Genomic DNA, 14,489 nt, shown 5'->3' with positions numbered 1-14,489 from the left:
AGACAACAGAAATGACCACGAACGACCCGCTGGTGCTCTACGGCCAGACCTTCCAGAGCCGGCTGCTGCTCGGCACCGCGCGCTACCCGTCGCCCGACCTGCTCGAAGCCGCGGTGCAGCGCGCGAAGCCGGCCATGCTCACCGCCTCGCTGCGCCGCCAGACGGCCAGCCAGGGCTCTGGCAACAGCGAGCTCGGCAACGGTTTCTGGGAGCTGCTGCGCCGGCTCGCGGTGCCGGTGCTGCCCAACACGGCAGGCTGCCACAGCGTGCAGGAAGTGATCGCCACCGCGCAGATGGCGCGCGAGCTGTTCGACACGCCGTGGATCAAGCTGGAGCTGATCGGCGACGACTACACGCTGCAGCCGGACACGCTGAACCTGGTCGATGCCGCTTCGCAGCTGATCCGCGACGGCTTCCAGGTGCTGCCCTACTGCACCGAAGACCTGGTCCTGTGCCAGCGCCTGGTCGACGTCGGCTGCCAGGCCGTGATGCCCTGGGCCGCGCCCATCGGCACCGGTCGCGGGCCGGTCAACCCCTACGCGCTGCAGCTGCTGCGCGAGCGGCTGGACGTGCCGATGCTGGTCGATGCGGGCCTGGGCCTGCCCTCGCATGCCTGCCAGGTCATGGAGTGGGGGTACGACGGCGTGCTGCTCAACACTGCGGTGGCACTGGCGCAGGACCCGGTCGCCATGGCCGGCGCCTTTGCCGACGCGGTGCAGGCCGGCCGCGCCGCCCACCGCGCGGGCGCGATGGCGGCGCAGGACGCCGCCCAGCCGAGCACGCCGGTGCTCGGAACCCCTTTCTGGCACCACGCAACATGACCACCACTCACACCCCGGACGCGCGCAGCGTCGCCCATGCGATCGTCGCGGCCCACGGCCTGCGCTTCGGCGCCGCCACGGCCGCGCCCGTCTCGGCGAGCCATTTCTCGTCCGACGCGCCGGTGTACCGCGGCGCCAAGCAGGCCTGCACCGCACTCGGCTTCATCGAGGTCGACGCCGAATGCCTGGCGCGCGCCTGGCAGGCGCAGACCCTGCGAACAAGCGCCTTCGATGCCGACGTTTGGCCCTGCACGCCGGCCGACTTCGGCCTGCGCCCCTTTCCGCCCGCGGCGCGCGACGACGCCTTCGCGCCCTGCCCCGACAGGCTCGGCCTCTATGCCGTGCTGCCCGACGCGCAATGGGTGGGTCGCATGGCGCGTGCCGGCGTGCCGACGGTGCAGTTGCGCTTCAAGTCGGACGACGCCGCGGCGGTCGAGCGCGAAGTGCAGGCCGCCGTCGACGCGGCACGCGACACGGCCGCCCTGCTCTTCATCAACGACCACTGGCAAGCCGCCATCGCGGCGGGTGCCTACGGCGTGCACCTGGGGCAGGAAGACCTCGATGCGCTCGCGCCCGAGCAGGTGCGGCAGATCCGCGACTCGGGCCTGCGGCTCGGCGTGAGCACGCACGGCTATGCCGAGATGGTGCGCGCCGATGCGGTGAGCCCGAGCTACATCGCGATGGGTGCGGTGTACCCGACCACGCTCAAGAAGATGGCGACCGCGCCCCAGGGCGTGGCGCGCCTCGCTGCCTACGCGCGGCTGATGCGCGGCTACCCGCAGGTGGCGATCGGCGGCATCGACGCGCTGCGGCTGCCCGAAGTGCTGGCCACGGGCGTCGGCTCGGTGGCCGTGGTGCGCGCGCTGGTCGCGGCCGAGGACCCCGAGGCGATTGCGACGCAATGGATGGCAGCCCTCGGCAGCGCCGCCGCATGAAGACCGCCACCGTTTCAGCGTTGTGGCTGCTGGCCGGCACCTGCGGCGCACAGGCACAGCAAGCCGCCACCGAACTGCCCGCGATCACCGTCGTCGAAGGCGCCGCCGCGCCGCAGGCCGAGGTCAGTGGCTTCGGCGACGTGCCGCTGCGCGAGCTTCCGCTTTCCGCCACCGTGATCGACAGCACGCAACTGCGTGCGAGCGGCGCGCGCCGCCTGTCGGACCTGGCGCAGTTCGATGCCTCGGTCACCGACGCCTACAACTCTGCCGGCTACTGGGACTACCTGACCGTGCGCGGCTTCGTGCTCGACAACCGCTACAACTACCGGCGCGAGGGCCTGCCGATCAGCGCCGAGACGACGATCGCGCTCGACAACAAGGAGCGCATCGAGATCTTGCGCGGCACGAGTGGCATCCAGGCCGGCACCAGCGCGCCGGGCGGGCTGGTCAACTACGTGGTCAAGCGCCCGACCGAGCAGGACCTGCGCAACGTGCGCATCGAGACCACGAGCCGCGGCAGCGTGCTCGGCGCGCTCGACCTGGGCGGGCGCTTCGGCACGCGGCGCGAGTTCGGCTGGCGGCTCAATGTCGCGGGCGAGAACCTCAAGCCGCACGCGCACAGCCTCGACGGCCACCGCAACCTGTTCGCGCTCGCGGCCGACTGGCGCATCACGCGCGATTCGGTGCTCGAGTTCGAGATCGAGCGCAGCCACAAGACCCAGCCGAGCCAAAACGGCTTCAGCCTGCTCGGCCACACGCTGCCGCCACCGGTCGACCCGAAGATCAACCTGAACAACCAGCCCTGGTCGCAGCCCTCGCAATTCGACGCGCTGACCGGCAGCGTGCGCTTCAGCCAGGCACTCAATGCCGACTGGCGCTGGAGCGCGCAGCTCGGCCAGCAGCGCCTCAAGACCGACGACCGGTTGGCCTATGCCTTCGGCTGCGGCGCCGAAGGCAACTACGACCGCTACTGCAGCGACGGCAGCTTCGACTTCTACGACTTCCGCAGCGAGAACGAACGACGCACCCAGACCGCGGGCAGCCTGAACCTCAAGGGCAACCTCACCACCGGCAGCGTGCGGCACGAACTCGGCTTCGGCCTGCTTGCAAGCCGCGTGCGCAACCGCTTCCAGGACCAGGCCTACAACTACGTCGGCACCGGCAACATCCTGGCCTCCGCCGTGGTGCCGCCGGACCCGACGCTGACGGACGCCAACACGAACCGCGACGAGCGTTCGACCGAGCTCTCGGTGCAGGATGCGATCCGCTGGAACAGCCGCTTCACCACCTGGCTCGGCGTGCGCCACACGCGGCTCGACCGCGACAGCGTCCGCACCGATGGCACGCGGTCCACGGGCTACCGGGACGGCATCACCACGCCCTGGGTCGCCGCCAGCTACGCCATCCAGCCCGGCCTCCTGGCCTATGCCAGCTGGGGCAAGGGCGTGGAGTCGCAGGTGGTGCCGAACAAGGGATCGCAGTACGCCAATGCAGGCGAAGCGTTGCCCGCGCTGGCCTCGCGCCAATGGGAGCTCGGGCTCAAGGGCGGCACCGATACGTTCAACTGGCAGCTCGCCTGGTTCGACATCCGCCGGCCGATGACGAACCTCGACGCCTGCAACCGGCTCGGCACCACGCCCTGCGAAGGCCGCTACGACGGCAGCGCGGTGCACCGCGGGCTCGAGGCCGGCGCGCAGTGGTCAGCCGGGCCCTGGCGGCTCGGCGGCAGCGTCACGCTGATCGACGCCAAGCGCCATGGAAGCATCGACGAGCCCGCCACCAACGGACAACGCCCCACCAACGTGCCCAAGCAGGTGCTGCGCGCGCAGGCCGCCTACCGCGTGGCTGCGGTGCCGGGCCTCGAACTACTGGGACAACTCTCGCACGAAGGCCGGCGCAACGTGCTGCCCGGCGGATCGATCGTGCTGCCGTCATGGACCCGCGTCGATGCCGCGCTGCGCTACGAAACCCGGGTGCGCGGCATGCAGACAAGCTGGAGCATCGCCATCGACAACCTGTTCGACCGGCGCTACTGGAAGGAGTCGCCCTACCAGTTCGGCCACGTCTATCTGTTCCCCGGGGCGCCGCGCACGCTGCGGCTCGGGCTCAGCGTGTCGCTCTGACCGCGGGCCCCGAAAAAAATTCTGGAGAAATTTATGCGGCCACATTCGCCTGCTCGAAACCTCAAAAAAACCACGCTATAATCTGAGGCTTGTTCCTCGATAGCTCAGTTGGTAGAGCGCCGGACTGTTAATCCGTAGGTCCCTGGTTCGAGCCCAGGTCGAGGAGCCAAAACAAACCCTCGTGGTTCCTGAATGCCCTGCTACCCCAAAGGTGGCGGGGCATTTTCATTTGGGCGGCTCATCCATCGTCAGGCGTCGCCGCCTCGCTGGCAATTTACAGTGCGGGCATGGTCCTCGATTACTGCATCCTTCTCGGCCTGGCCGCACCCCTGCTGTTGAGCGGCGTGCTGTTCCTGATCGTGCAGATGGCCGTCGCCCGGCGGCGCATCGGGCCGATGGCTGCCACCCTCTTCTACGGCCTGTGCGTCACGGCGCTGCCGCTGCCCGTGTGGTGGGGCGTCATCGCGCTGGCCGAGTTCTACATGGTTGGCGACGACACCTCGATCTGGGCATCCATATTGAAGGTTGGCCTGGCCTTTCTCATGTACGCGTACCTCGGCGTGTCGTGGGCCTTGAGCCTCGTTGCCGCTGGCCTCGCCGCATGGCGGTTCGAGGTCTGCGCGCGCCGAGCGGTTGGCGACACCGCCCCAGCGCCTCGCGGGCCGTAGGAAATCCCGGCGCACAAGTTCAGGTTGTTTCCTCCAACCCGCGCTCGACGCGGCGAGAGACTGGCGGTGTTCAGCAACATCGCAAGGACAACAACAATGAAGAACAAATCGATCTGGAAGCTCTACGGCTACGGCTGGGTGACCCTCGGCTTCTTCCTCATTTCGCTGGTGGGCCACTGGATCTTCGGCTGGTTCTCCTATGTGGACGAGCAGAAGCAGTTCGGCCACGCAATCGAGTTCAGCGGCTATGCCCTCCAGATGGGGCGCGACACGCTGGAGAACTGGCAGTCGGAGTTCCTGCAGCTGATCTGGCAGATCGGGGGCCTGGCCTTCCTGCTGTGGGTCGGCTCGCCGCAATCCAAGGAGGGCGATGACCGGATCGAAGCGAAGATCGATGCCATCCTTGCGGCCGTCGATCCCAAGAACGCCGACCAGGTCATCGACGAGATCGACAAGGAATACGAGGGCAGGCACACCGACCACCGCTGGATGCGGATGGCGGAAGACGGGGGTCAGGAAATGAGGCGGCCGGCAGGTTCCCGCCGACATCTGTAGGGCCGGCCGCACAAGGGCCATCGGACAACACCTGGGCCCGTACCAAATCGCTCTGATCACTATTTGCACATGGGCGCCGCAACACCGATCGAATACCTGCTCGAGATCGAGCGGGCCAGCTTCCCGCTCCATGTGCGCGATCGCGGGGTGATCCAAGCCATTGCCGTGCTCCAGGCGGCGGGCTGTGTGGAAGCGGAAATCTCGCCGCCGCTCGACCTGCACGGCGCCTTCGAGGACTACGAGTCTGCAGTGGTCAAGCGCATAACACCCGAAGGATGGAGCGAGCTCTCATACGAATACGACAGCGAGAACCGTTAGCGCAGTTGGAGAAATGCCGAAAAGAGGGTAAGTCCCAGCGGCCCCGGCCGGGCCACAAACAGTAACGCCGCGTACATTACCGCCTACGTACTACCGGCCCGGCCTCCATGCAACTGAAATCATTTCTCATCATCGCGCTGTTGCTCATCGCAGGCGGGCTGTTCTGGTGGTGGGCGCTCGACGGCGGCATCGTGGCTGTGATCGCAATCCTTGTTCTCGGTGTCGCCCTCTTCCTCGCGTTGCGCGGCAACCGCTCGATCAAGGACGAACTCGACGCGCAGAAGGCGTGCGACGACGGCACGGGCGACAAGCCCTCCTGAGCCGCGCGCTTCAGAGGTGCCGGGTTTCGGCCGGCGCTTCGAACCAGTTGTCGTGGCGACCGTCCATGTACATCACCGGCGCCTCGGCCAACTCCACCGGGGTGGCATCGTCGAGGCAGGCGACATTGACGCTCACGTAGGCGCCGCCGATCTCGGGCACGTTGCCGCGCCCGAACGGGCGGATGCCGCAATGGCGGCAAAAAAGATGCTCGGCGCTGTGCGTAGCGAACTGATAGACCGACAGTTCCTGTTCGCCCGCGAGCAGCCGGAAGGCGCCGGGCTTGACGATCGCGCCCCAGCCGCGTGCCTTGGTGCAGATCGAGCAGTTGCACTTGCCGGTGCCCGCGGCCAGGTCGATGTCGGCCTGGAATTGCACTTGGCCGCAGTGGCAGCTTCCGCTATAGGTCTTCTTCATGGCGTGTCCTCGTGTGAAAGAGAGAAGCACGGAGGCTACGGCCTATTGCGGACACTTTCTGTCCTCGATCGCAGGCATGATCGGGCCATGCTGTCCGCTTCTGCACGCCTGTTGCGCCTTCTGTCGCTGTTCCAGGCGCAACGTTCATGGGCCGGTGCCGAGTTGGCCGGCCGGCTCGACATCACTGAGCGCACGCTGCGGCGAGACGTCGACCGGCTTCGCAGCCTCGGCTACACCGTCGACTCCACGTCCGGCGTGGCCGGCGGCTACCGCCTGGGCGCGGGGGCCTCGCTGCCGCCTCTGCAGCTCGAGGACGAAGAAGCCATCGCCGTAGCGCTCGGCCTCGGCAATCCGGGCGGTGGCGCGCGCGGCGACATCGAGACCGCCGCACTGCGCGCGCTGGCCAAGCTCGAGCAGCTCATGCCGCCGCGGCTGCAGAAACGGCTCGACAGCGTGCGTGGCGCGGTGGTGCCGGTCATGCGAAGCCGGTCGCGGGTGCGCATGACAGCGCTCTCGCTGTTCGCCGAAGCCTGCACCGACCGGCAGGAATTGCGCTTCGCGTACCGCGACCACCAGGGCGCCGCGAGTGCCCGCACGGCCGAGCCGCACCGCGTGGTCCAGACCGGGCAGCACTGGTACCTGCTGGCCTGGGACACGGCGCGCGCCGACTGGCGCACCTTTCGGCTCGACCGCATCGTCGATCCGGCGCCGACCGGCGCCCGCTTCACGGCACGCAGGCTGCCCCATGGCGACATCGAGGCGTACATGCAGCATGCGCTCACCGTGGCGCCGTTCCTGCACCATGCACGGGTGCTGGTGCATGCACCGCTCGCCGTACTGGCGCCGCAGCTGTCGTGGGTCGGGGGCGTGCCCGAGGCGGTGGGGCCGCACCACACGCGCATCGAGACGGCAGGCAATTCGCTCGATGCATTGGCGGTCTGGCTCGCTTGCCTCGGCCACGCGTTCGAGATCGAGTCGCCGCCCGAACTGGCCACGCACCTGGCGCAGGTCGCGGCGCGGCTGCAGCGCGCGGCGGATGCCGCAGCCGCAACGCAAGCCTCGCCTTAGCCGAGCCGCACCGGCACGAAGATCTTGTCGTCGCCGCGCTGGATCAGGAGCGCCACCGATCGGTCGGCCTTCGCGACCGCCTCGCGCACCTGGTCCACGCTCTTGGCGGGCGTGCCGTTGATCGCGAGCAGCACGTCGCCGGCCTGCACGCCCGCCGCCGCGGAGGGGCCGGTCACGTCCTCGACCAGCAGGCCGTCGACGGCGGCGCTGCGCCTTTCCTCCGGTGCGAGCGGCCGCAGCGCAAGGCCCAGCTTGCCCTGGCCGGCGGCGCTGTCGTTGGCGGCGACCTTCGTCTGCTTGTCGCTTGCATCGCCGAGCGTGGCGCTGAGCGCCTTGGGTTCGCCCTGGCGCCACACGTCGAGCGTGACCTTCGTACCCGGCGCCCGCTGTCCGATCGCAGCCGGCAGATCGCCCGACGCGACGATGGGATGCCCATCGACCTTTCGGATAACGTCGCCCGCCTTCAGGCCCGCCTTGTCGCCGGGGCCGCCCTTCTCGATGTTCGAGACCAATGCGCCTTCGGGCTTGTCGAGCTTGAACGAATCGGCGAAAGCCTGGTTCACCTCTTGCACGGCCACGCCGAGGCGTCCGTGCGTGGCCCGGCCGGTGGCGACGATCTGATCCTTCACCTGCACCGCCACGTCGATCGGAATCGCGAACGACAGGCCCTGGTAGCCGCCGCTGCGGCTGTAGATCTGCGAGTTGATGCCGACCACCTCGCCGCGCGTGTTGAGCAGCGGGCCGCCCGAGTTGCCGGGGTTCACCGCCACGTCGGTCTGGATGAACGGCACGTAGCCGTCGTCGGGCAGCGTGCGGCCCTTGGCGCTGACCACGCCCGCCGTGACCGTGCTCTCGAAGCCGAACGGCGACCCGATGGCCAGCACCCATTCGCCGACCTTCAGGTCCTTGGTGCTGCCGAGCGCGAGCGTCGGCAGGTTCTTCGCGTCGATCTTGAGCACCGCGATGTCGGTCTTCTCGTCGGTGCCGAGCACCTTGGCGCGGTATTCGCGCCGGTCGGTGAGCTTGACGGTGACTTCCTTCGCGTCCTTCACCACGTGCGCGTTGGTCATGATGATGCCGTCGGCGCTCACGATGAAGCCCGAGCCCTGGCCGCGCACCGGCACGTCGCGCGGGGCACTGCGCGGGCCCGGCTGGCCCTGGAAGTGGCGGAAGAACTGGAACATCGGATCGTCGGGATCGATGCCCTGCATCCCGGCCGCCGCTTCGGCGTCGGAGGCCTTCGCGCTGCCGGTCACGCTGATGTTGACCACCGCGGGACCGTCACGCGAGGTGATGGTGGAAAAATCCGGCAGCGTGACCATGGCCGCGGGTGCGGCGGCATTGGTGGCGGTGGCGGCGTTCAGGGCGCTCGCGCTGCTGTAGGCGCCGGCGCCCACGGCGCCGATCACGCCCGCGGTGGCCAGGGCGAGCACCAGGGCACGGGGCGAAGTCAGTCGGGTGTTCATGGATCGGTTCCTTTCATTGCGTCGAGACGCTGATGCGATGAAAGGAATGTCGTTGCGCTGGCTTAAGCGCCGCTTAAACGCGGGCGGCGCCCTCTTTGGCAAAGCGCACCACCACGCGCAGACCGCCCAGGCTCGGCGACGTGTCGAGCGCCACCTGCGCCCCGTGCAGCTCGGCGATCGACCTGACGATCGAAAGCCCGAGGCCGCTGCCGGGCGCCTGCGGCTCGCCCGCGCGGTAGAAGCGGTCGAGCACGCGCGCGCGCTCGGCGAGCGGCAGGCCCGGGCCGCTGTCGTCCACGCTGAGTTCAACGGCGGCATCGCCGCGCTGCGTCACCGCCACGTCGACCCTGCCCTCTTCGGGCGTGTACTTGACGGCGTTCTCGACCAGGTTGCGCAACAGCATGCGCAGCGCCTCGGGCTGGCCGGGCACCACGGCCGCGTCGGCATGGGAAATGCCGACGTCGATGCGCCTGGCCTGTGCGGCCGCAATCGCATCGGAGATGGCGAGCCGCGCGACCTCGGCCAGGTCGACCGGTTCGGGCTTCGCGCCTGCGGCCATACTCGCCTCGTGGCGCGCCAACGCTAGCATCTGCTCGACGAGCCGCGTCGCGCGGTCGATGCCGGCCACCAGCCGACTCACTGCGAGTTCGCGCGTGGCTGCGTCGGGCGCACGCTGCAGGCCCTGCACCTGCAGCTTGAGTGCGGCAAGCGGCGAGCGAAGCTCGTGCGCGGCATCGGCGACGAAGTGCTTCTGCGCATCGAAGGCATGGCGCACGCGGCCGAACAAGAGATTGAGCTCCTGCACCAGCGGGCGCACCTCGTCGGGCAGCCCTTCCTCGCTCACCGGCGAAAGATCGTCGGCCTGGCGCGAGGCCACCTGCCCGCGCACGCGTGCCACCGGTGCGAGCGACCGGCTCACGACCCACCAGACGACCAGCATCAGGAGCGGCGCCATCAGCGCCACCGGCGCAATGGTGCGCAGCGCCAGCGCGCCCGCCATGCTGCGGCGCGCGGCCATGTCCTGCGCCACCTGGATCACGAGGCCGCGGGTCTGCATTGAGAACACGCGGTAGGTATTGCCGCGCGCGCGCACCTCGGCAAAGCCCAGCACCGCGAGCTGCGGCAGCGCCGCCTGCTCGGCCGACTCGAAGATGCGCACGCCGTCGGCAGTCCACACCTGCACCACGAACTCGAAGTTCTGCTCGCCGCTGCCGATGCCGCCCACGGCCGCGCTCGGCGGCAGCCCGGCGCGCAGCGACAGCGCCATCTGCTGCATGTGGTAGTCGAAGATCTCGTCGGCCTCGCGCAGCACGGTGCGGTAGGCCGCCAGCGCCTGCACGCCTGCCGCGAGCACGATCGCCGCGAGCAGGAACCACAGCAGGCGTGCACGCAGGGAGCCAAAAAACCGATGCACGCTCATCATCGCTGCGCCAAGCAGATCCACGAGCGCGCGGTTCGAAACAGCCGAGGCCCAGGCCAGGAACACCGCGGAGCCGGCTTCGCCGGGCCGCTGGTGTTGCCCCCGGCGAGGGGGAAGGAGAAGCGACACGAAGTGCGCGAAGCCTGGGGGAGAGTCATAGTCTCGGCACCATGTAGCCGACGCCACGCACGTTGCGGATGAATTCGGCACCGAGCTTCTTGCGCAGGCCGTGCACGTAGACCTCGACCGCATTGCTGCTGATCTCGTCCTTCCAGCTGTAGAGCTTTTCTTCGAGCTGGGCGCGCGAGAGCACCATGCCGGGCCGCGCGATCAGCGGCTCGAGCACCGCCCACTCGCGCGCAGAGAGCACCACCGGCTGGCCGCCGACGGAGACCTCGCGCGTGGCCGGGTTGATGCTCACGCCCATGTGCTCGTACACCGGTTCGGCCCGGCCCGCAGCGCGGCGCAGCAAGGCGCGGATGCGCGCCAGCAGCTCGTCGAGGTCGTAGGGCTTGAGCACGTAGTCGTCGGCGCCGGCATCGAGCCCTTCGATGCGCTGCTGCACCGAATCGCGCGCCGTGGCGATCAGCACCGGCATGCGCTCCTTGCGCGCGCGCAGATTGCGCAGCACCTCGAGTCCGTCGCGCCGCGGCACGCCGAGGTCGAGCAGCACCAGGTCGTACTGCTGGGTGCGCAGTGCCGTCTCGGCCGCATCGCCGTCTTTCACCCAATCGACGGCGTACTGCTCGGTGCGCAGCAGGTCGAGCACGGCCTCGCCGATCATCACGTCGTCTTCGAGGAGCAGGAGTCGCATGGTGAGGTCCGGTTGTTGCGATTCGAGGCGAGGCCCGCGCGGAAGTTCATCGGCGCACCGTGATCAGAGCAACGCCCTGACCTCGCGCGCCGCCTCGAAGAGCAGCGGCAGCATCTCGCGCCGCAGCGCCTCTTCCTGGTAGCGCGTGCCGGACAGCACCACGTTGAGCGCAGCCACCGTGTGGCCCTGCATGTCGCGCAGCGGCACCGCGAGCGCCTGCACGCCGAGCTCGTGCTCCTCGCTCGCAAAGCAGCAGTCGTCCTTGCGCACCTGCGAGACCAGTTGGCGCAGGCTGCGCGCCTGGGTGGTGGTGTGCGGGGTCAACCGCGCGAGGAGTCGCCCCTTGAGCCACTGCGTGAACTGCGCTGACGGCATGGCCGCGAGCAGCACACGGCCGGTGGACGTGGCATGGGCCGGCAGCCGGGCGCCCAGGTGCAGGCCGTAGGCGAGCACGCGGGTCGGCGAGCCATAGCTGCCGCTGCGCGCAATGATGACCACTTCTTCGCCGTCGAGCACCACGGCCGAGAACGACTCGCCGGTCTGCGACGCAAGCCGGTTCAGCGTGGGCTGCAGCGCGCGCGGCAACCGCGACGAAGCCAGGTAGCTGCCCGAGAAGCGCAGCACCTTGGGTGCCATCCAGAAGTAGCTGCCATCGGTCTCGAGATAGCCGAGGTGCGCGAGCGTGAGCAGGTGCCGCCGCGCGGCCGCGCGCGTGAGGCCGGCGCGCTCGGCGGCCAGCGTGGCGTTGAGGCGCTGGCGCTCGGTGTCGAAGCTCTCCAGCACGGCCATGCCCTTGGCGATGCCCTCGATGAAGTCGGCTTTGGCGATGGTCATCAGTGGTTTCTTCGAAGTGTTGCGCGATGATCGCGCAGCCGGTCGCATGATCGCACAGAGCCTCGCGCGGCGCACGCACGCCTGCCGGTGGACGCCCTACGCTCCTGGCATTCCACTGGAGACACGTACATGCGCACACAGGTCGCGATCATCGGCGCGGGCCCGGCTGGCCTGCTTCTCGGGCAGCTGCTGTTCAAGGCCGGCATCGACAACATCATCGTCGAGCGCCAGAGCGGCGACTACGTGCTCGGCCGCATCCGGGCCGGCGTGCTCGAACAGGTCACGATGGACCTGCTGGCACGGGCCGGGGTCGACGCACGCGCCCACGCCGAAGGGCTGCCGCACGAAGGCATCGAGCTGTTGTTCAAGGGTGCGCGGCATCGCATCGACATGCACGGGCTCACGGGCGGCAAGCAGGTCACTGTGTACGGCCAGACCGAGGTCACGCGCGACCTGATGGCCGCCCGCGAGGCCGAAGGCCTGACCACCGTGTACAGCGCGGCCAACGTCAGCCTGCACGACTTCGACGCGGGCCGGCCGCGCGTTCGCTACGAAAAAGACGGCCAGCAGCACGAGATCGCCTGCGACTTCATTGCGGGCTGCGACGGCTACCACGGCGTGAGCCGCGCGAGCGTGCCGGCGGGGGCGATCCAGACTTACGAAAAGATCTATCCCTTCGGCTGGCTCGGCGTGCTCGCCGACGTGCCGCCGGTGTCGCACGAACTGATCTACGCCAACACCGAACGCGGCTTCGCGCTGTGCAGCATGCGCAGTGCCACGCGCTCGCGCTACTACGTGCAGGTGCCGACCGAGGAGCGGGTGGAGAACTGGAGCGACGAGGCGTTCTGGAACGAGCTGCGTTCGCGGCTCGATCCCGAAGCACGCGAGCGGCTGGTGACCGGCCCTTCGCTCGAGAAGAGCATCGCGCCGCTGCGCAGCTTCGTCGCCGAGCCGATGCGCTTCGGCAAGCTGTTCCTCGCCGGCGATGCGGCGCACATCGTGCCGCCGACCGGTGCCAAGGGGCTGAACCTCGCGACCGCGGACGTGGGCTACCTGTCGCGCGCCTTCGAGATCTTCTACGGCGAGAAATCGGCCTCGGCACTCGACCGCTATTCCGACCTCTGCCTGCGCCGCGTCTGGAAGGCCGAGCGCTTCTCGTGGTGGTTCACCTCGCTGATGCACCGCTTTCCCGAGACCGGCGCCTTCGGCCAGAAGATCCAGGAGGCCGAGCTCGACTACCTGGTGCATTCGCAGGCGGCCTCCACCGCGCTGGCGGAAAACTACGTCGGGCTGCCGCTCGAGGACTTCTAGGCGGGCGGGACGGCGGCGGTGCGCCCTTCGAGCGCAGCTTTCATGGCTGTGCAGCCGTCGACCATCATCGGCTCGATGTAGGCCACCATGGCATCGGGCAGCACGTCGGTGATCCAGACGAAGCGCGAACGACCCAGCCCTGCCTCGAACACCTGCGCCGACGCATGGTGGTGCGCGGCCTTCGTGCCGGTCACGGTGTAGGCCAGCCGGCGCTGCGCATCGTCGAGCCCGACCGGCACCTCGCGCGCGACGAGGCCGTTGGCAAAGCCGAGAATGCGCGCGCCCTCTGCATCGATGGTGCAGGCGGTGAGAAAACCCGGCGCGAGCCGCGTGTGCACCGCCTCGAAGTCGCGCAGCGCGTCCCAAACCTGGGCCGCATCGGCTTCGACGGTGAATTCCTTGTAGATCGTGGCCATGGTGCGGCTCGCTTCAGAGCCGCGCAAGGCGCGCGTTGTGGCCGCTCGTGGCGTGGTCAGCGGGCTTCAGTCGGATGGCGTGGCACATGAGATGGCTTCCTGTTCGATGGGTGGATCAGGCGGTCATCGTCGAGCAGTGCAGCGATCCGGTCTTGGAGAATCTTGCGGTCGCCGCGCGCGGCCTTGCGGAATCCGCTTGGCGACACACCCGCAGCACGGTGGAAGGTGCGCACGAAATTGCTCAGGTCGGCAAAGCCGACATCGAGCGCCACCTCGGTGATCGTGCGGTCTTCGCTATCGGCCAGCAGTCGCGCGGCATGGCGCAGTCGCGCACGCACGAGGTACTGGTGCGGCGTGACCCCAAGCACGCGCGAGAACAGCCGCAGGAAATGAAAGGCGCTCAGGCCCGCTTCGGCCGCGGCGCTGTCGAGCCCGATGTCACGGTGCGCGTGGGCATCGATCCACACCGCCGCGTCGACGGCGCGCCGGCGGTCCCGCGGTGCGGCGCTCTCGTCTCTGGCAACCTTCCTGCCGCCGCCGGAGACGACTTCGACGAAGCGGCGTGCGAACCAGATGCCGAGCTCGTCGAGCGCGGCGTCGACCTGTCCGTCGGCCGCAGCCTGCGCGAGCTCGCCGAGCACCATGAGTTCGGCCACCGGCGGCAAGCCGGCAGTGCGCCAGACGGTCCGGTCGCCACCGATCAGGTCGACGAAGCCGGGCGAGAAATGGAAAGCAAGGCACTCGTCGCCGCACGCATGGTGGTCGTGCGTGCAGACGTATTCGTCACCCGGGCAGCCCACCAGCACCGAGCCCGCGACGAGCTCGTAGGCCTGGCCGTGCGCGCGGTAGCCGAAGCTGCCGCGCCGCACATACGACACGGAATGGCCGGTGTGCATTTCAGCGAAGGCCTTGGCGCCCGGCCCCGCATCGCAGCTGTAGCGCGAGACGCGGATGCTGGCGGTCTGCAGCTCGTTGGTGACGCGCATGGTTCGGGACGCCGCCGGC

16 protein-coding genes and 1 tRNA gene are annotated in these 14,489 nt (G+C 69.0%); 10 read left to right on the top strand and 7 right to left on the bottom strand.

Annotated elements, in window-relative coordinates:
• The first annotated feature begins 11 nt into the window (after positions 1 to 11).
• From AC3A6R_RS03615 to AC3A6R_RS03580, 8 genes are all read left to right on the top strand, one after another.
• Positions 12 to 821 (top strand): thiazole synthase, encoded by an 810-nt coding sequence (locus AC3A6R_RS03615; protein ID WP_487863788.1) that lies wholly within the window; start codon positions 12 to 14, stop codon positions 819 to 821.
• Positions 818 to 1,756, top strand: a complete 939-nt coding sequence (gene thiE, locus AC3A6R_RS03610) for a thiamine phosphate synthase (RefSeq protein WP_487863787.1) — start codon at positions 818 to 820, stop codon at positions 1,754 to 1,756. The genes AC3A6R_RS03615 and thiE overlap by 4 nt, the downstream gene beginning before the upstream one ends.
• Positions 1,753 to 3,879, top strand: a complete 2,127-nt coding sequence (locus AC3A6R_RS03605) for a TonB-dependent siderophore receptor (RefSeq protein ID WP_487863786.1) — start codon at positions 1,753 to 1,755, stop codon at positions 3,877 to 3,879. Before thiE ends, AC3A6R_RS03605 begins: the two co-directional genes overlap by 4 nt.
• A 93-nt stretch (positions 3,880 to 3,972) precedes the next feature.
• Positions 3,973 to 4,048, top strand: a tRNA-Asn gene (locus AC3A6R_RS03600).
• A gap of 118 nt (positions 4,049 to 4,166) precedes the next feature.
• A complete protein-coding gene (locus tag AC3A6R_RS03595) occupies positions 4,167 to 4,547 on the top strand; it encodes a hypothetical protein (RefSeq protein WP_487858938.1) in 381 nt (126 codons plus the stop codon).
• A 96-nt stretch (positions 4,548 to 4,643) separates the two neighbouring features.
• Positions 4,644 to 5,102: a DUF6766 family protein gene (locus tag AC3A6R_RS03590; protein WP_487863785.1), complete on the top strand. Its 459-nt coding sequence runs from the start codon at positions 4,644 to 4,646 to the stop codon at positions 5,100 to 5,102.
• A 69-nt stretch (positions 5,103 to 5,171) separates the two neighbouring features.
• Positions 5,172 to 5,420, top strand: coding sequence for a hypothetical protein (locus tag AC3A6R_RS03585; RefSeq protein WP_487863784.1), 249 nt, complete (start codon positions 5,172 to 5,174; stop codon positions 5,418 to 5,420).
• A gap of 107 nt (positions 5,421 to 5,527) precedes the next feature.
• Positions 5,528 to 5,740 carry a hypothetical protein gene (locus AC3A6R_RS03580; protein WP_487858935.1) on the top strand — a complete coding sequence of 71 codons (213 nt, stop codon included), beginning with the start codon at positions 5,528 to 5,530 and terminating at the stop codon, positions 5,738 to 5,740.
• A 10-nt stretch (positions 5,741 to 5,750) separates the two neighbouring features.
• On the opposite strand, the gene AC3A6R_RS03575 is transcribed toward AC3A6R_RS03580, so the two are convergent.
• Positions 5,751 to 6,155, bottom strand: coding sequence for a GFA family protein (locus AC3A6R_RS03575; RefSeq protein WP_487863783.1), 405 nt, complete (start codon positions 6,153 to 6,155; stop codon positions 5,751 to 5,753).
• A gap of 87 nt (positions 6,156 to 6,242) precedes the next feature.
• Here AC3A6R_RS03575 and AC3A6R_RS03570 point away from each other — a divergent pair, with 87 nt between their 5' ends.
• Positions 6,243 to 7,223: a helix-turn-helix transcriptional regulator gene (locus AC3A6R_RS03570; protein ID WP_487863782.1), complete on the top strand. Its 981-nt coding sequence runs from the start codon at positions 6,243 to 6,245 to the stop codon at positions 7,221 to 7,223.
• Here AC3A6R_RS03570 and AC3A6R_RS03565 read toward each other — a convergent pair.
• The 4 genes from AC3A6R_RS03565 to AC3A6R_RS03550 all read right to left on the bottom strand — a co-directional run bounded on the left by AC3A6R_RS03565 (position 7,220) and on the right by AC3A6R_RS03550 (position 11,757).
• Complete coding sequence (locus AC3A6R_RS03565) at positions 7,220 to 8,689, bottom strand: DegQ family serine endoprotease (protein ID WP_487863781.1); 1,470 nt, start codon at positions 8,687 to 8,689, stop codon at positions 7,220 to 7,222. The genes AC3A6R_RS03570 and AC3A6R_RS03565 overlap by 4 nt on opposite strands.
• Positions 8,690 to 8,762: 73 nt before the next feature.
• A complete protein-coding gene (locus tag AC3A6R_RS03560) occupies positions 8,763 to 10,112 on the bottom strand; it encodes an ATP-binding protein (protein ID WP_487863902.1) in 1,350 nt (449 codons plus the stop codon).
• A 151-nt stretch (positions 10,113 to 10,263) separates the two neighbouring features.
• A complete protein-coding gene (locus tag AC3A6R_RS03555; RefSeq protein WP_487863780.1) occupies positions 10,264 to 10,923 on the bottom strand; it encodes a response regulator in 660 nt (219 codons plus the stop codon).
• 63 nt (positions 10,924 to 10,986) lie between these two features.
• The gene (locus tag AC3A6R_RS03550; RefSeq protein ID WP_487858930.1) at positions 10,987 to 11,757 is read right to left on the bottom strand and encodes an IclR family transcriptional regulator domain-containing protein; all 771 of its coding nucleotides are present in this window, start codon (positions 11,755 to 11,757) and stop codon (positions 10,987 to 10,989) included.
• A 129-nt stretch (positions 11,758 to 11,886) separates the two neighbouring features.
• On the opposite strand from AC3A6R_RS03550, the gene pobA reads away from it, so the two are divergent.
• Positions 11,887 to 13,068, top strand: coding sequence for a 4-hydroxybenzoate 3-monooxygenase (gene pobA / locus AC3A6R_RS03545; protein ID WP_487863779.1), 1,182 nt, complete (start codon positions 11,887 to 11,889; stop codon positions 13,066 to 13,068).
• On the opposite strand, the gene AC3A6R_RS03540 is transcribed toward pobA, so the two are convergent.
• The gene (locus AC3A6R_RS03540; RefSeq protein WP_487863778.1) at positions 13,065 to 13,484 is read right to left on the bottom strand and encodes an SRPBCC family protein; all 420 of its coding nucleotides are present in this window, start codon (positions 13,482 to 13,484) and stop codon (positions 13,065 to 13,067) included. The two genes, pobA and AC3A6R_RS03540, sit on opposite strands and share 4 nt — an antisense overlap.
• 56 nt (positions 13,485 to 13,540) lie before the next feature.
• The gene (locus tag AC3A6R_RS03535) at positions 13,541 to 14,470 is read right to left on the bottom strand and encodes a helix-turn-helix transcriptional regulator (protein ID WP_487858927.1); all 930 of its coding nucleotides are present in this window, start codon (positions 14,468 to 14,470) and stop codon (positions 13,541 to 13,543) included.
• Positions 14,471 to 14,489: the final 19 nt, after the last annotated feature.

This window comes from Variovorax sp. Soil_C_19 (assembly GCF_057657255.1).
Note: the sequence above shows the minus strand (reverse complement) of the source record. Positions and strands in the feature narration are given on the sequence as shown.